Raw genomic sequence first — 15950 nt, forward strand, 5'->3', positions numbered from 1 at the left:
AAAAGCATTGTTTATTATAAAAGAAAAACAGATGAAATTGATTCGACTGATCGCTTCACCGGTATTGATGTATATATTAGCGGGACTTTATGCCCTGATATTGGCGGTAGCCACTTTGGTGGAAAACTCTTATGGTCCTGCCGTTGCCCGTGAATCTTTTTATTATGCTCCCTGGTTTATACTGTTGCAGTTGTTGCAGGCAGTCAATTTATTGGCTATGTTTCTTCAGGGAAACTATTTTAAGAGAATTAGTAAAGGCAGTCTGATTTTTCATGGAGCTTTTCTTTTTATCTGGTTGGGGGCTGCTGTCACTCACTATGTAGGGGTGACGGGTATCATGCATATCCGTGAAGGGGAAACGGCAAATAGCATGATGAAAGAGGAAGGAACAGGGATGGAAAATGCTTCCTTGCCTTTCTCTGTAACTCTGAATGATTTCCGGTTGCAGCGCTATCCGGGTTCTCATAGTCCGATGTCTTATGAGAGTGACCTGGTGATTAAGAGAGAAAATGAATCTCCTTTACAGGCAACCATACGAATGAATAAAGTGGTTGATGTGGATGGTTACCGTCTGTTTCAGTCTTCATTCGATTCTGACGAACAAGGTACCGTGTTATCTGTGAGCTATGACCGTCCCGGTATGCAGCTTACATATGCGGGATATTTCCTTTTACTGGTAGGTTTTGTCTTGACATTGTTCAGTAAGAAATCCCGTTTCGGGCGGTTGCGCAGAGAATTGGGAGAAATGAAAAAGAATACCCCTTTCTGCTTATTGCTCTTTCTGGCTTTATCCGGCATCTCCAATATGCAGGCATTGCGTGCACAACAACCGGCTGTCTCTTTACAACAATCTCTCGTCGTTTCACAATTACCTTGTGTTTCTTCCTTACATGCCGAAAAGTTTGGCAATCTGGTAGTGCTTAACCCTAACGGACGTCTCGAACCCGTCAACAGTTACACATCTGCCATTTTACGCAAATTGTATGGAGCCGATAAACTGAATGGCATTAATTCAGATCAATTCTTTTTGAATCTACTTTCTTTTCCCGATGAATGGGGAGCTTTTCCTTTTATCAAAGTGGATAATAAAGAACTTCTTCAGCGCTTCGGCAGAGATGGCAAATACATTGCCTGGCAAGATGTGTTTGATGCAGACGGCAACTATATCCTGACGAATGAACTGAACACAATTTACGCAAAACCGGCTGCGGAGCGAAAACGTTTGGACTCGGATTTATTAAAACTGGATGAATCGGTAAACATCGTATATCGCATCATGCAACACCAACTGTTACCGCTTTTTCCGGATGGAAACGATTTGCAGGGAAAATGGTATTCACCGGGTGATGACTTGAGCGCTTTTCATGGGAAAGATTCTCTATTTGTAACTAAAATCATGGACTGGTATGTCTATGAGTTAGGAAATGGAGTTCGTTCCAACAACTGGAAGGAAGCAGACAAAGTAGTTGAAATGATGAATGTTTACCAACAAGCAAAGGCTAAAGTTCCCGCTATTGACAACCGGAAAGTGAAAGCCGAACTTCTCTATAATCAACTGGATTTATTTTTCTGGTGTCGTCTGGCTTACTTGATTTTGGGTGGTATCCTACTTTTCATTGCCTGCGGAGAGATTATTGCGGACTTTAAATGGGGAAGAAAAATTAGCAGTATTCTGATTGCTCTTCTGGCAATCGCTTTTCTCACACATACGGCAGGTGTCTTGTTACGTTGGTATATTTGCGGACATGCCCCTTGGGCAAATGCTTACGAGTCGATGATATGTACTTCCTGGATGCTGGTAGGTAGCGGACTCCTGTTTGCCCGCCGATTCCGTATTCTTCCCGCATTGGCGGGACTATTGGGCGGAATCATGCTTTTTGTAGCAGGACTAAATCACCTGAATCCGGAAATTACTCCTTTAGTCCCGGTACTTCAATCTTATTGGCTGATGTCTCACGTCGCTATCATTATGATCGGTTACGTCTTTTTTGCTCTTTGTGCGCTGACAGGGTTGTTTAATCTTGTATTGATGAGTTTGCTTTCCGCCACCAACCGGGTGAAACTCTTGTTCCGTATCCGTGAACTGACGCTACTGAATGAAATGGCAATGATTCTCGGTCTGTTCTTTATGACCGCCGGAACATTTCTTGGAGCTATCTGGGCCAATGTCTCTTGGGGTAGATATTGGGGATGGGACCCTAAAGAAACTTGGGCATTGATTTCAATCGTTGTCTATGCATTGGTGCTTCATATCCGCTTTATTCCTCTCCTGAAAGGAAAGACCACCTGGTGTTTTAATCTGCTTTCCGTTGTTGCCGTCCTTTCGGTTATAATGACTTGGTTTGGGGTGAACTACTATTTGAGCGGTCTGCATTCTTATGGAAAAACCGAAGGAGGAGATTTCTTGTTGTGGATATGGGGATTGGGTGTATGCCTCGTACTTGTTCTGGCGTTGTTTGCCCGCAGACGTTTAAAGAAACTCTCTGCCACATTTTCGTCTTTCTTTTAAGTATTATACGGGGAGAAACAAAAATGTGGCAGATCATATAATCAATGACTTATCTCTGAAAATAGCCGAAAATAAGAGAAGTTTACAGGAAACATATACGGAGTTTCTGCTTTTTCCGGAAGGAAAACTGCATTTTATTGCCAATTATTTGAATTTCAGTATTTTGATTGTTCTATTGTCGTGTTTCCATCCTTTTTCTATTTCTGCATATTGTTCCAGTTCTTTGGTTGTGATCCCCCGTCCCGTATTCAGTCCCATCTTTTTATATACTTGTTTCAGCATACTTTTCACTTCCTGAACGGAAAGCTCCGAACCTATGGGAAAAGTACGTTGGATAGAGCTACGCATCTGCCCTGATTGTTTAATCGTATGCTCACTGCTTACATTCAATGCAGTCCGTAATTTATTCTCATTATAGTCAGATTCACGAATGAAATCTCCTCCAAATCGGCAGAAACAATCGTATATATACCTGTCATTGGTCGTAGTAAGCAGATTTCCCAGCATACGTTGGTAGCGTTTTTGTACTTTCTTGTCAGTAGTGCGGCTCATCTTCTCCATTTCTTCCAGCTTACGGACGATCAACTCTGCCCGTTTCTTTTTTGCCAGGCGATGCTGGATTGCCATACGTTCATTATCCGAAACCGGCATGAGACGTTCTTCATGAGAGAATATAAAATAATCGGTCTGTTGATAGGCACTGCAAAGCAGATCGGTGGACGTGTATAGTCGCTTCACTTGCTCTTTCTCATATAAATTTGCTATTAGAAACGGATCAGGTTTTCCATTCGCATCCAGATAGGGGAGATATGAATTTTCTCCGATAGCTTCCTGCAACAGAGTACGTTCACCAATATTGGAGGTTTGTGCCAGTTGAGTTTTCCATCCGTTGAAGATATGGGAAGCGCCTTGTATCCAATTATCAATTTCATTGGTTGACATACATTCCAGATCCGGGCGGATGGAAGCGATATGTGTCACGGTATTTACTCCTCCTCGGAATCGTCCGATGATTTGAATGGCTTCGGTAGTAGGATCGATAACCGATTGGGTTGCGCCATGCAAATCACTGATGAGAATCACATGTGGCGGGTTTTTACATATGATATCCACCGCGGAGTAGAAACGTGAAGTGAAGAAGTTGTAACGTTCCAGTTCAGTAATCATCATTGATTTTTTGCGTCGGTTGCCTTTCCATAGTTTGTATTGTCCGTCTTCACTACAGAAAGTGCAGGCATTGTTCAATTCGGGAATCAATCGGTAGAAACTATCTATCGAATCAATACTGTTGCAGAAGATGCAGACCGTGCCGCGCTTCGCTTCAATCACCTCCTGCAACGTTTCCAGAACATTGTTGGTAGTGATTAGTTTCAGCTTTTGACGATATTCGTAATCCGGCTGAATCAGTACCCGCATGAAACTGTCGAAGCGATTGTCTTTTTCGGGTACGATGGGAGTGGCCGAAATCAATGCCTTATGCTGAAAATGGAAAAAATCATTCATCGGTTCGCGGATAGAATCACGGTAATGCACGTCCTGCACTAGCTTTTCACATTCATCAAACAAGATGAAACACTCTGTATACATATCTATATTTACAGCCAGCATGGCTTCTTTGATTTTGGTGAAGCCTTCGGGAGTAGTCAACAGTTTGTAATGTTTGTCTTGGTTCTTCTCCAGAAAGTCTGTGATTTGCCGGACGCTGACTCCTTTATAGATAGCCAATGAGTTTTTGTGTACCTTTGCTTTAGACTCAATAACAGGCACGTTGGGCTCGATAATAATAGACTTTCGGGGTGCCGTCAATTCGCAGTGTGTAGCTCCCAATCCGGGAAGGAGTTTATTAATGATACAATTGGTCGGGATGAAGTCTTTGCCGGCACGTTTCAATGCATCCGCAAAGTATTCACCTTTTCGGATGGAGTAGATTCTATCGTATTCCATGTTGTTTTAGTATTTTCGTTTGTTGTGTCTTCCCGGATTATATTTCTCGAATCCGGCTGCTGTTATCGCTTTTTTCAAACGTTTTTCAGCTTTGAATACAACATTCTTCACCTCTATGGATTCTGCACGGTGGTTTTCACCTGGTTCTTTGTCTTCACAGAAACTGCCGTTCAGAGAAAAACTGCCGAAATCATCCAGATTGACAATATTTCCATCTTTCAGAATGGCCTCTATTCCCTCCAGTACCATACTTAGATTTTTGTATGCGTCGCCTTTGGCGATATTGTTTTTGTCAGCTAAGTATTCAACAAAAGCTTTGGTATCCAAAGTGTCCCATGATAATAGTTGTACCCGTACATTCGTTTCTTTGTCGCCGGTAAAAGTATCCGCAAAACGAGTGGTTTTATAAAGTATGCTCATAAATCTAATTTCTTTTAGATGACTATTATGTATTGCAGTTGAGTAACTTCAGAAATGGACTTGTGTAACTGGGTGGTTGCACAAGTATAGCTGAATGGTTGCTCAAGTGCAACAGATTAATTCATGCGGATGAATTTGCTAAAAGATAAGGGGGAATTATTAATATATCGAGTAGAACTAATTACATCTTCCTTATGAATTGGTAAAAACATCTTGTCGATTAAGACAGTACAAAGATAGGGATAATAATGTTTATTCTATTTAAAGAAGTATAGAAATTTATATATTAGTAGATAATATAAGAAATACAAACAATATTGTTCTTCATTCGTAAGAAATATGCAGATTATATTATTATACTCTTTTTAGAGGGATATGCTAATTTATGTCCTCTTCCTATCTATCTCGTTTTCACATTTTCTGTCATCAAGAATAGTACCATTGTCTATATCTTCATTATATTTTTAAACAATACTCTTCATAATAAGTGTCATTCTTATAATTGTTTTGTCAATTTTGTGACTTTCTCTCTAATGTCAAGTCTTGATCAGATAGATTCCTCTTAATCATAAATATTCGTAGTACTTTCATTGAATAATCTATACATGTGTGGATTGGCGGAATAAAAGCTAATCTAATGGAAGAATGTGATGAGCGAAATTTAATATTAAAAAATAGAAATGATTGAATTATGGCAAACAATGAAAAAATATGGGCAATAGCGAGAAACGCGGCATTTCGGGTTGATTTTATAACAAATGGAAGAGAATTGCATTTGTACACGACTGCGATTTATTCTGCTATGATGTGGGGTTGGGGCAAACGTATTGAAGAGAAAGAAAAAGAAGCCCTGCAAAATGACAAGTTAATGAAGTAATAACACTAAAAACTAATATGATGATTAATGACTTTTTTAGAATAGGAGAATTGATATCTGTACATATACAGAAATCTGAATTAGAGAGGAAAGAAGCAGAACTGGCTACTCCAATGCTTACTGACTTGGAACATATTCCGCAGATATTCGAATGGTTCTGCGAATTATCTGGTGATAGTGGAGATGGAGGTAAACTTAATACTGATAGAAAAATGCAATTTCTTATTATCATCATGTTCTTTTATTCCCCTATAAGCTTGACCGGGCATAGAATACCAAATGGCATCCGGGATATATTGACGGAATTATTAGGTTATAAGTCTAAGTCTGCTGTGTCCAATCATTTAAAAAATTTGGTACCCACTTATGATAATTATAGAATGTTTAGAGAAGAGGTAGATCTTCTTTATGCTAGTATACGGAGTCGCTTAGAAGATCGGGGAATGTTGCCTTACATTCTTATTTTGTGACTTTTGTTGAGATGTCACGGCTAGGAGGACTGAAAATAGCTCCGTTGTTAATAATGGCAGTACTTTTACCATCGAATTAGAAAACAAGGTTTCTGCAGAAACTGCAAAAAAAGAAAAAATCAAAAGCTAGCTTTTTTTATATATAAATTATTAATTAAAAATTTAAACAATTTGAATTATGGCACAATTATCTTGGGGAAAACCCACCATTGAGTTTGGAAAATGTGGAGCTAACGGAGCTGCACCTACAACATGGACAAAACTTGCGTACGATCCGGTTGAAAGTTCAACCAAACTTACTCCTACTAAAGGCGAAAAGAAAGAAGCTAAAGTAGAAGGAGGCGAAAATGAAGCTGTTAAGTATGCAAGAAACACCTATGCATTCGAGTTTGAAATCCGTGCAGCGAAAGGCCGTCAGAAACCGATCGAAGATTCAGATGGAGTAGTTGAGGGCGAATACGCTTTCCGCCTTACTCCGGAAGATGCAACTTGCGAAGGTATTCTGATAGAGCGCTCTGTAGTTTCTCTCGAGGAATCTTATGACACTGCCGAGGGTAAGAAATGGAAATATACCGTAGACGTGTTGAAACCTAACGAAGGCGATCAGGTGAAACCTTACACACCTTCTGCTGAAGAAGGAAAGTAATTTTATTTTTTTGTTAACGAAGAGCGCTAGTGCTGGCCACAGCGCTCTTCTTATATAAATATATTGCTATGAGTTTTAATAAAGAGATGGAATTAAGTATATCCGATGCTATTATTGAGAAACCTATTCGTTTTAGTGTTGGCAAGTCTAAATTATGCCTTTATCCGCCCACGCTTGGAAAGATGCAAATATTGAAGAATCTGTATTTTTCTATGGATGTGAATATGAAGCTTTTGTCAATTAATCCATTGGCTGAAACGTTGAGAGTCTGTACGGAGAAATCAGATATAGTTTGTCAAATTATAGCTTATTCTACGTCCGATGGTAAGAAAAGTGTTTTAGATATAGAGAAAATTCTTCATCGTGCCAAGTTTTTTGAGGATAATATATCGGTGGAGGACATGGCTACGATTCTGACTATTATTCTTTCAAATGACAAGATTGAAGAGTTTATTCAGTATTTTGGGATAGATGCCGACCGGGAAATGAAGACTCAAATCAGTCGGATTAAAGGGGAAGGTAGTAGTATCACTTTCGGAGGAAAAAGTATCTATGGACTATTAATTGACTTTGCTTGCCAGCGTTATGGCTGGACAATGGATTATGTGCTTTGGGGAATTAGTTATGTGAATCTAAATATGCTGTTTGCAGATGCTATCACCACCGTGTATCTAAGTGATGAAGAACGAAAAAAACTGGGACGTGGTGATGGGAGAATGGTTGATGCAGATGATCCTAAGAATAGGGATTTGATTAGGAAGATGATTAGTGAATGATGTCTTGGATATTATAGCCTACATCTCAAGTATTAATAGTCTACACATTGAGTATTAATACTTGAGATGTAGATTATATGCATTTTTAGTTTTTCGGTGTATACATTATGATAATGCCAGACGCTCCGATTGATAATGAAACAAATTTATTATAATTGCTGCTATTTCCATCAATAAAATAGAAAACATCTTCCTTTTGAAATGCAGCCTGGTATCTTTCTATCAAAAAATCCATAATAACAGAACTGTATGAGGATTTCACTAATGCTCCAGCTCCGTTCATTTTGCCATCCTTGAAAGCATATGCTATTTCGCTTGCTGCGCTTCCGCTATTACCACGATATTTGATTGTTGTGCTTGTTTCGGATAGTAATTCTCTATTTTCTCTTCCTTTTAATTCTGCTTTTGTTATTCCGAAATCTAAAATGGGTTCGCTATAGGTGTTATATTTAGGAGCAACTTCTACTGCACATTTTACTTCTTCAGTACCGTTAGAAGCTACAATAAATGTTTTTCCTACATGCTTCCCTTCAATTACTCCATTTTCATTTACGCTGGCAACAAAATCATTTTCTGAAGTCCATTCAACTTTCCCTGATGCTTTTAGCTGTTCAGTTGTTTTATAATTCAGTGTGACAGTGGATTTGTTCAATGATAGTTTAGCGTTATCATCATCGCTGCTACATCCATACAAGAACAGAAATGCCAATACAGGTAATAAAAATAATACTTTTCTCATGTTTTTATGTTTTTATTTGTAAATAATAATTTTATTAAAACGATTCTATATAAAGAAGTTATATCAGATTCATTACTAACAAATCCATTTTACAGCTTCTTCCATATTTAGGCTTTGAAGATTTATTGCCATCCGTGTAAGTGATTACTCCGTCATCTGTAACAGATTCAGCACTTTTGCTATTGTCGATACTCTTGTTTTCATTCACGAAGATATATACAAAGCTTATTTTGATATTTCTTTTTCGTAATTTTTCCATTTAGTGTACATGTTTACGTGATTTTTTTATTTAGTTAATTCGTCATCTTTTGAATAATTAGTTATCAATATAGGCAATAGAGCCAATAGGAAGAGTTCTTTTTTCATTGTTTTATATTTGAAATTAGTTTTGTTTGAGTAATATTTTTTTTAGTTTTGGAGTATAAATCTGTTTGTTTTATTGTATTAATAATTATGTAATTATTTCCTGAGACAAAGGTAGTGATATATTTTCTAATTTAGTCGTTATTGAAAAAAAATATATTAAATCTTCCACTTTTGTATAAGTGATAGGTGTTTGTTGTGTATATATGTCCAAGATATTGGCTATATATACACAACGTGCTGGATATATATGTCCAATACGTTGGACATATATGCGCAGTATGTTCAAAGTTAATGATGTAATGGATAGTCCCCAAAATATCAGAATCCTGTTTTTCATTTACACAAAATTATGAACAGTGCTTTCTAAATAGATTGATGCCATAACTTTTAGTTATTTTATCGATTTCGTTTGTCTTATTTGTTTTTACTTGTAGCTTACCTTCTTGTCCTTTGTGAGTAGGTTCTTATAAACGGAATAATCAACTTCGAAATATGTGTAGTCTATTAGCTCTGGTAAGGCCTTAGGATATAAAATGAATCGTACAACGTCCTGACCGTCAGAATCTGTGATACGTTTCAAAACTATAAAATTAATAGGTGGATAGTCTTTTTTCCATTCTTTGTTAGCATATTCTTCTCCGTATGCTCTTTTATTGGATTTATATAGTGTTTCTGTGGCAGAGAGAAGCGTTTCTCCTAAACTCAAAAAGAATGGAAATGAGTATTCTGCGTGTCCTTTATACATACTATGGTAGAAGCGTGGTATAATTGAGAGTGTCTGATTGGTAGCAAGCGATGATAAATGGCTATAATCATCATCAGAAAGTAATGCTGCCATTATTGTTCGTGAATACATCCATTCTTTTTTCAATGCAGGATAGCGCCAAGAATATCTATAAAAGTCCAAAAAAAGATAACGCTTATTATTATATTCTCCTATGAATATGCTGTTGAAATTTTCGATAGCTACTCCTTCGCCAAGATATATGCGTTTTGTGTTTTTGCGACTTTCCCAGCGTCCCGTTTTACTGTTTTGTTGCCAATATAGGGCAGATTTTATTTCTTTAGATTTATAAGATAGCGCTGTAGGATCACTATTAGTTCTGCTTTGGGCATTGCCAACTAAAGAGACTATAGTAGCTATAAATAGAAGAAAAAATACTTTTTTCATGGAATTATTTATTTTCAGAGTTATGGTGATGAGACATACACATAATTGTTCTTTTGTTTTTATAATACTTTATTTAGAATGAATTATTTCTTATTTTTTCAGTTTCTTCTTTTTGTTTTTGTTCTTCTCTTTTTTCTTTGTCTGTCATGACATGCTGCTTTTGGGGGAACTTGCTATTGTCTATATATACATGGTAGTAGAATTTGACTTCACTGCTTAATTCTCCTAATACTATTGTTATCGTCTTATCTCCTATTTGAAATTTGGCGTATTCAAATTCTTCACCGGAATTAAATTCGGAGATCTTGACTTTACTCTTCTTATATGAAGGTTCTCCATATTTTTCTGTGAATTTTTTGATAAATATATCACAATCACTCACTAGATCATTAATGCTATTTGCTGTTGGATTATATGAGTCGATGTATATTCTATATAATTCATTTTCTTTGAATTCACCCCAAAAAGCTGCCAGATTATTTAATCCAAAAGCTCTTTTAAAATTTCGTTCGCGTTCGAATTCCATACTAATACTGTCATCATACTTATTTCCCCCTTTGAATATTTCGGTAGCCAATGCTTCTCTCATGCTCATCCCAAATTTAACATCTCCCCATGCAATTAGGGCAAGCGAGTCGTTTCTTACTTTCTTTAAAGAGTCTTGTATTTCTTGATTCCTTATTTCTGCTGCTGTGAGCTGTGGATTTGATTCTTGAGATACTACTTGTTCTTTTGGCTTTTGGTTACAACCGATTGTTAGTAATATTGTTAAAAGCAATAATGATACTTTTTTCATGGAATTATTTATTTTATAGTTATAATAATGGAGTATAATCATGATTGTTCTTTTGTTTTTCTAATACTTTATTTAGAATGAATTATTTCTTATTTTTTCAGTTTCTTCTTTTTGTTTTTGTTCTTCTTTAATTTCTTTCTCTGTCATAACATGCTTCTTTTGGGGGAACTTGTCATTATTGATATATACATGGTAGTAGAATTTGACTTCATCGCTTAATTCTCCTAATACTATTGTTATCGTCTTATCTCCTATTTGAAATTTGGCGTATTCAAATTCTTCACCGGAATTAAATTCGGAGATATTGACTTTACTCTTCTTATATGAAGGTTCTCCATATTTTTCTGTGAATTTTTTGATAAATATATCACAATCACTCACTAGATCATTAATGCTATTTGCTGTTAGATAATATGATCTAATATATATTTTATATAATTCATTTTCTTTGAATTCACCCCAAAAAGCTGCCAGATTATTTAATCCAAAAGCTCTTTTAAAATTTCGTTCGCGTTCGAATTCCATACTAATACTGTCATCATACTTATTTCCCCCTTTGAATATTTCAGTAGCTAATGCTTCTCTCATGCTCATCCCAAATTTAACATCTCCCCATGCAATTAGGGCAAGCGAGTCGTTTCTTACTTTCTTTAAAGAGTCTTGTATTTCTTGATTCCTTATTTCTGCTGCTGTGAGCTGTGGATTTGATTCTTGAGATACTACTTGTTCTTTTGGCTTTTGGTTACAACCAATTGTTAGTAATATTGTTAAAAGCAATAATGATACTTTTTTCATGGAATTATTTATTTTATAGTAATACATTCAATAAGATGTTGAAAGGCAATTTCAATATTTGATAATAAAATTGTTTGTTTTATTGGCTTGACAATCAAATCTTTTTCAGTGACAAAGGTAATGATATATTTAATATGTTGGTACTGTGAGGAGAAAAAAATGTGAATAGTGTATCTTTTTTCTTCGATAAATTGCCGTTTTGTGATTAACTTATTAATGTCATAGATTAGGAAGAATACTTTTTCATGTTTTTTAGACTTTACCATAGCTTTGTCTAATAATAACTTGAAAGATAATAATATGGCAGATTTAGATTTTAACATTAAAGGTAATAATGAGAAATTCATTAGAGAGACTGAGCAAATACGCTCTTCTATTAAATCAATTACAATTGAACTGAAAAGTGCAAGTAATGAAAGCAATGGCTTTACAAATATTCTGAAAAAGACTTTTGATATGTTGGGTGGAAAAGAAGCTTTGAAGGAATTTGTTAGCGATGTTATTCGTGTACGTGGTGAGTATCAGCAGCTTGAACTGTCTTTTTCTTCTTTGCTACAAAATAAAGGGGAAGCTGATAATTTAATGTCTCAAATGATGAGAAGTGCTGCTGAAACTCCGTTTAGCTTAACAGAGCTAGCTTCTGAAGCTAAGCAGTTGATTGGATATGGAGTTGCTTCAGAGGAAGTAAATGATACATTGCTTCAATTGGGGGAAATTGCCTCAGGGGTAGGAGCACCATTAGAGCAAATAACATCTCTTTATGGAGCAGTAATGACGCAAGGAAGTCTTTATGCGGAAGATCTTACTAAGTTTTCTGCATCTGGCGTTCCGATTCTCCAAGGGCTTGCAGATATCTTGGGAGTAAATACGGAGAAGGTGAATGAAATGGTTGCTGCCGGAACTATAGGATTTCCGGAAGTGCAGAAAGTTATTGAAAATCTGACCAATGAAGGAGGACGTTTTTACGGTTCAATGGATGAGCAATCAAAAACGATTGTTGGAGAAATAAACAATCTTCGGGATGCTTGGGATATGATGTTGAATGGTATCGGCGAATCACAAGAAGGGATGGTCAGTGGTGCTATTGGAGGAATTGCTTATTTGGTAGAGAGTTACGAACAGATAGGGAAGATTCTTCTTACTTTAGTCGAAACATATGGAGTGTATAAAGCTGCATGTATAGCAAATATTGTTTTTACACAAAGTTTGGCTACTACGCAAATGGAGTTAGGGCTTGTCATGGTTAAGTTAAGGAAAGCTTTTATTACACTGACTGCATCTATGAATCTTAATCCTTGGGTACTTGCAGCAACTGCTATTATTGGACTTGGGTTGGCTATGTGGAATTTAGCGGATCGTACTACGGCCGCTGAGAAAGCACAGAAGAGATTTAATGCTGAACAAGACAAATTTAATCAGCAACAAGAGAAACGAAAGCAAAAGATAGAAAGTTTAATTCATGTTATTCAGGACGAAACGGAAACTGAAAATGCTAAGACCAAAGCTTATGAAGAATTGCAAAAATATTCTCCTGCTTTAACTGAAGCATATAGTCGTGAGGAAATAGCAAATCTTGATTTAGCTGAATCACAAAGGATTTGCAATGAAGAACGTGATAAGATGGATTATGATCATGTTGTGTCTAAGATAAATACTATTACGGATTCGATAAAACAATTGAAAGCTGAAAATGGAAAAGTTATAGGAACGACTACAGGAGGTATGGTCATGACTATAGATAATACTGCGGCGATTAAACAGAATGAAAATGAATTGAAGATTTATAAGAAACAACTGGAAGAACATAATAGATTAAAAAAAGAGGCAGAAGAGAATAAAAAACCTATTGAAGAGCGTATAACCGTAGCAAAAGATAATCTTGAAAAAATAAGGGAAGAATATAATAAGGTGAATACCTTAATGATTGAGGAACGTGCAAAACTCGAAAAAAATCCATTTTATATTATTCCATTACGATTAGAATTGGAGTTTGAAGGAGCGGATAGAGTGCTCAAAGAGGCTCAATCTAAAGTGCAGAAACTAGAGGAGGAAAAAGCAAAGGGTACTACTTATCAGCAAGATTTGAAAGAGGCAAGAAAAACTTGGTTGGATGCTAAAAAAAAATATGAAAGCGTATCGAAATCTTCAAAGTCTACGTCTTCAGAAGTGAGTGGTGCTAAAGATGATATGAATGCTGCAAAAAAGAAATATGAAGATTTGGGCGGTGTAACAGATAATAGATATGAGGAGAATGCTAAAAGAATTCGTGAACAACAGAAACGTTTGGAGGAACTTCGTGATAAGCAAAAAAAGGATGAGAAACAGGCTATAAAAGACCTTGAAAATAGAAATGCCCAAGCTGAAATAGATGCTATGGGTGAAGGGGAAGAGAAGAAACTGGCTCAACTGAAATTTAATCATCAAAAAGAAATAGATGAACTTAAAAAATTCAAAGCAGATTATCTTCAAAAGAAAATAGATACGGAAAAGGCTATATTTGAGGCTAATCCAAAGAAGAATAAAGGTCAATCGTTTGATTCGTCGAAAATATCTTTGAATCAAGAAGAAGAAGGTATGTTTAATGATTTGATGGAACAAACTCTAAAAAAACAAGGAAATGAAACTTCTTTGTATTATAACGATTTGTTGTCAAAATATCAAGGTTATGCGGAGAAACGTCTGACTATAGAAGATAAATTCAAGAAAGAAAGAGACTCGCTGGTTAAAGCCAGAGCTTCAAAAGAAACTTTGGGAGAACATGATTTTCAGAAAGAAGAGGCTTTAAAAGCTGTTGATAGTGAATTTGCAATGCGCGAAGATTCTTTTAAGGCTTGGACTGATAATATCGCAAATCTCAGTTTGAAGGAGCTGCAAAAATCATTGTTTCAAGCCGAGCAAGAACTTCAACGCTCTGAATTTTTAAATCCTAATGATCCCAATTTAGCTGTTCAACGATCAAAGATAACTTCATTAAAAAATAAAGTTGATGAGAGAGTAAGGGAGACAGAAATCTCTCCGGGGAAACGTAGTATGGAAGAATGGAAAAATCTATATCAAACACTAAATAAGGTAGAGAAAGGATTTGATGAAATAGGTGCTGCTGTTGGTGGTACAGCCGGAGAGATTATATCTGCTGCAGGTGGTATTACATCATCTACTCTCCAAATGATAGACGGAATAATGACTTTGGCAACAGGATCGGCATCTGCTATGAGCAGCACTTCACAAGCTGCATCGAAATCTATACAAACAGTAGAGAAGGCTTCTGTAATTTTGGCTATAATCGGAGCTGCGTTGCAGATAGCCACGAAGATTGCAAATATGTTTGGTGCCGATTACTCTGATTATAATGCAGCAAAAGAGAATTATGAGAATTATGTGAAAGTCCTTGATGTTGTTATTGGTAAACAAAAGGAATTACTAGAAACATTGACGGGGAAAGCTGCTGTTGAGGCCTCGCAAAGTGCATTAGGATTAATAGAGAAACAGGCAAATGCCGCGCGGACACTTGGTAAAGAACGTCTGAATGCAGGTGCAAGTGCCGGTTCACATTCTATTGGGGTTCGCATAAAAGATGGTATGTCCAGAGAGGGATGGAATGAAGCGGAGAAAGCCATTGGTACGAGTGCATATAATCAGATAAGGGATGGACGTATGACCGGATTGTTTGATCTCTCTGTTGAACAATTGGAGAAGCTTCAGATGGAAGCTCCAACATTCTGGGCTAAGTTAGATGGGGATGTGAGTGATTACTTGGAACAAATAATTGCTTGTAATGATAAGACCGAAGAAATGCATGATCTGTTGAACCAATCGTTGACACAAACGTCTTTTGATGATGTTTATAGTAGTTTTCTTGATGCTCTTTCTGATATGGGAACCTCTTCTGAAGAATTTGCGGATAATTTTGAGAAATATATGCAGAAAGCCATTTTGAATTCGATGCTTGTCGATAAGTATAAATCTAGAATTAATGCATGGTATGAAGCATTTGCTAAAGCTAATGATGATGATGCGGGGATAACTACTACGGAATATGAAAATTTGCAGCGTGATTGGAATGCTATCGTTTCAGATGCTATGGCTGAACGCAATGCTTTAATGGAGCAATTTGATTGGGCTTCTGAAAGTTCGTCTTCGCAATCTTCTAGCCAAACAGGCTTTGCTGCTATGTCACAGGATACAGGGGAAGAATTGAACGGACGCTTTACTGCTTTACAAATTTCAAATGAAGAAATTAAAAATTCGATGTTGTTTGTTTTGGGTAGTTTATCTTCTTTGTGCACGACTGCTTCTGATGGAAATATTCTTTTAATGGAAATGAGAAATTTGGCAGTCATGTCTAATGGGCATTTGGAGGATATTGCAAAATATACTAAAGTGATGCTAGGGTTTGGAGAGAAATTGGATAATATAGATAGAAATACACAAAAAATATAAA

The 15950-nt window shown here is 36.5% G+C and carries 13 protein-coding genes; 6 read left to right on the forward strand and 7 right to left on the reverse strand.

Annotated elements, in window-relative coordinates; all coding sequences use genetic code 11:
* The first annotated feature begins 31 nt into the window (after nt 1-31).
* Nucleotides 32-2509 carry a cytochrome c biogenesis protein CcsA gene (gene ccsA / locus NXV01_RS11375; RefSeq protein ID WP_259022479.1) on the forward strand — a complete coding sequence of 826 codons (2478 nt, stop codon included), beginning with the start codon at nt 32-34 and terminating at the stop codon, nt 2507-2509.
* Nucleotides 2510-2653: 144 nt separating this feature from the next.
* Here the strand turns inward: ccsA and NXV01_RS11380 are convergent, their stop codons facing one another.
* Together NXV01_RS11380 and NXV01_RS11385 are read right to left on the reverse strand one after the other, a co-directional pair.
* On the reverse strand, nt 2654-4453 hold the full coding sequence (locus NXV01_RS11380) for a hypothetical protein (protein ID WP_259022480.1): 1800 nt from the start codon (nt 4451-4453) through the stop codon (nt 2654-2656).
* A gap of 6 nt (nt 4454-4459) precedes the next feature.
* Nucleotides 4460-4873, reverse strand: coding sequence for an HU family DNA-binding protein (locus NXV01_RS11385; RefSeq protein WP_259022481.1), 414 nt, complete (start codon nt 4871-4873; stop codon nt 4460-4462).
* A 691-nt stretch (nt 4874-5564) separates the two neighbouring features.
* Between NXV01_RS11385 and NXV01_RS11390 the strand changes: the two genes are divergently transcribed.
* The 4 genes from NXV01_RS11390 (at nt 5565) to NXV01_RS11405 (ending at nt 7642) form a co-directional block, all read left to right on the forward strand.
* Complete coding sequence (locus tag NXV01_RS11390; protein ID WP_148364436.1) at nt 5565-5750, forward strand: hypothetical protein; 186 nt, start codon at nt 5565-5567, stop codon at nt 5748-5750.
* A 17-nt stretch (nt 5751-5767) separates the two neighbouring features.
* Nucleotides 5768-6220, forward strand: coding sequence for a hypothetical protein (locus tag NXV01_RS11395; protein ID WP_148364437.1), 453 nt, complete (start codon nt 5768-5770; stop codon nt 6218-6220).
* Nucleotides 6221-6398: 178 nt separating this feature from the next.
* On the forward strand, nt 6399-6866 hold the full coding sequence (locus NXV01_RS11400; protein ID WP_148364438.1) for a hypothetical protein: 468 nt from the start codon (nt 6399-6401) through the stop codon (nt 6864-6866).
* Nucleotides 6867-6934: 68 nt separating this feature from the next.
* On the forward strand, nt 6935-7642 hold the full coding sequence (locus NXV01_RS11405; protein WP_148364439.1) for a hypothetical protein: 708 nt from the start codon (nt 6935-6937) through the stop codon (nt 7640-7642).
* A gap of 85 nt (nt 7643-7727) precedes the next feature.
* Here the strand turns inward: NXV01_RS11405 and NXV01_RS11410 are convergent, their stop codons facing one another.
* The 5 genes from NXV01_RS11410 to NXV01_RS11430 all read right to left on the reverse strand — a co-directional run bounded on the left by NXV01_RS11410 (nt 7728) and on the right by NXV01_RS11430 (nt 11509).
* The gene (locus NXV01_RS11410) at nt 7728-8381 is read right to left on the reverse strand and encodes an Ig-like domain-containing protein (RefSeq protein ID WP_148364440.1); all 654 of its coding nucleotides are present in this window, start codon (nt 8379-8381) and stop codon (nt 7728-7730) included.
* A gap of 58 nt (nt 8382-8439) precedes the next feature.
* Nucleotides 8440-8640 carry a hypothetical protein gene (locus NXV01_RS11415; RefSeq protein ID WP_259022482.1) on the reverse strand — a complete coding sequence of 67 codons (201 nt, stop codon included), beginning with the start codon at nt 8638-8640 and terminating at the stop codon, nt 8440-8442.
* Between the two features lie 531 nt (nt 8641-9171).
* Nucleotides 9172-9918 carry a hypothetical protein gene (locus tag NXV01_RS11420; RefSeq protein WP_148364442.1) on the reverse strand — a complete coding sequence of 249 codons (747 nt, stop codon included), beginning with the start codon at nt 9916-9918 and terminating at the stop codon, nt 9172-9174.
* Nucleotides 9919-9991: 73 nt separating this feature from the next.
* A complete protein-coding gene (locus NXV01_RS11425; protein WP_259022483.1) occupies nt 9992-10714 on the reverse strand; it encodes a hypothetical protein in 723 nt (240 codons plus the stop codon).
* A gap of 72 nt (nt 10715-10786) precedes the next feature.
* Nucleotides 10787-11509 (reverse strand): hypothetical protein, encoded by a 723-nt coding sequence (locus tag NXV01_RS11430; protein ID WP_259022484.1) that lies wholly within the window; start codon nt 11507-11509, stop codon nt 10787-10789.
* Between the two features lie 300 nt (nt 11510-11809).
* Between NXV01_RS11430 and NXV01_RS11435 the strand changes: the two genes are divergently transcribed.
* A complete protein-coding gene (locus NXV01_RS11435; protein ID WP_259022485.1) occupies nt 11810-15949 on the forward strand; it encodes a tape measure protein in 4140 nt (1379 codons plus the stop codon).
* Nucleotide 15950 lies beyond the last annotated feature (1 nt).

Source organism: Bacteroides sp. BFG-606 (assembly GCF_024788145.1).
Lineage (GTDB): Bacteria > Bacteroidota > Bacteroidia > Bacteroidales > Bacteroidaceae > Bacteroides > Bacteroides vicugnae.

Bases quoted from the DNA above. Each gene is read 5' to 3' on its own strand.
- NXV01_RS11430 (WP_259022484.1), bottom strand. From the start codon at position 11,509: ATGAAAAAAGTATCATTATTGCTTTTAACAATATTACTAACAATTGGT.
- ccsA (WP_259022479.1), top strand. From the start codon at position 32: ATGAAATTGATTCGACTGATCGCTTCACCGGTATTGATGTATATATTA.
- NXV01_RS11410 (WP_148364440.1), bottom strand. From the start codon at position 8,381: ATGAGAAAAGTATTATTTTTATTACCTGTATTGGCATTTCTGTTCTTG.
- NXV01_RS11415 (WP_259022482.1), bottom strand. From the start codon at position 8,640: ATGGAAAAATTACGAAAAAGAAATATCAAAATAAGCTTTGTATATATC.
- NXV01_RS11420 (WP_148364442.1), bottom strand. From the start codon at position 9,918: ATGAAAAAAGTATTTTTTCTTCTATTTATAGCTACTATAGTCTCTTTA.
- NXV01_RS11390 (WP_148364436.1), top strand. From the start codon at position 5,565: ATGGCAAACAATGAAAAAATATGGGCAATAGCGAGAAACGCGGCATTT.
- NXV01_RS11435 (WP_259022485.1), top strand. From the start codon at position 11,810: ATGGCAGATTTAGATTTTAACATTAAAGGTAATAATGAGAAATTCATT.
- NXV01_RS11425 (WP_259022483.1), bottom strand. From the start codon at position 10,714: ATGAAAAAAGTATCATTATTGCTTTTAACAATATTACTAACAATCGGT.
- NXV01_RS11380 (WP_259022480.1), bottom strand. From the start codon at position 4,453: ATGGAATACGATAGAATCTACTCCATCCGAAAAGGTGAATACTTTGCG.
- NXV01_RS11405 (WP_148364439.1), top strand. From the start codon at position 6,935: ATGAGTTTTAATAAAGAGATGGAATTAAGTATATCCGATGCTATTATT.
- NXV01_RS11385 (WP_259022481.1), bottom strand. From the start codon at position 4,873: ATGAGCATACTTTATAAAACCACTCGTTTTGCGGATACTTTTACCGGC.
- NXV01_RS11400 (WP_148364438.1), top strand. From the start codon at position 6,399: ATGGCACAATTATCTTGGGGAAAACCCACCATTGAGTTTGGAAAATGT.
- NXV01_RS11395 (WP_148364437.1), top strand. From the start codon at position 5,768: ATGATGATTAATGACTTTTTTAGAATAGGAGAATTGATATCTGTACAT.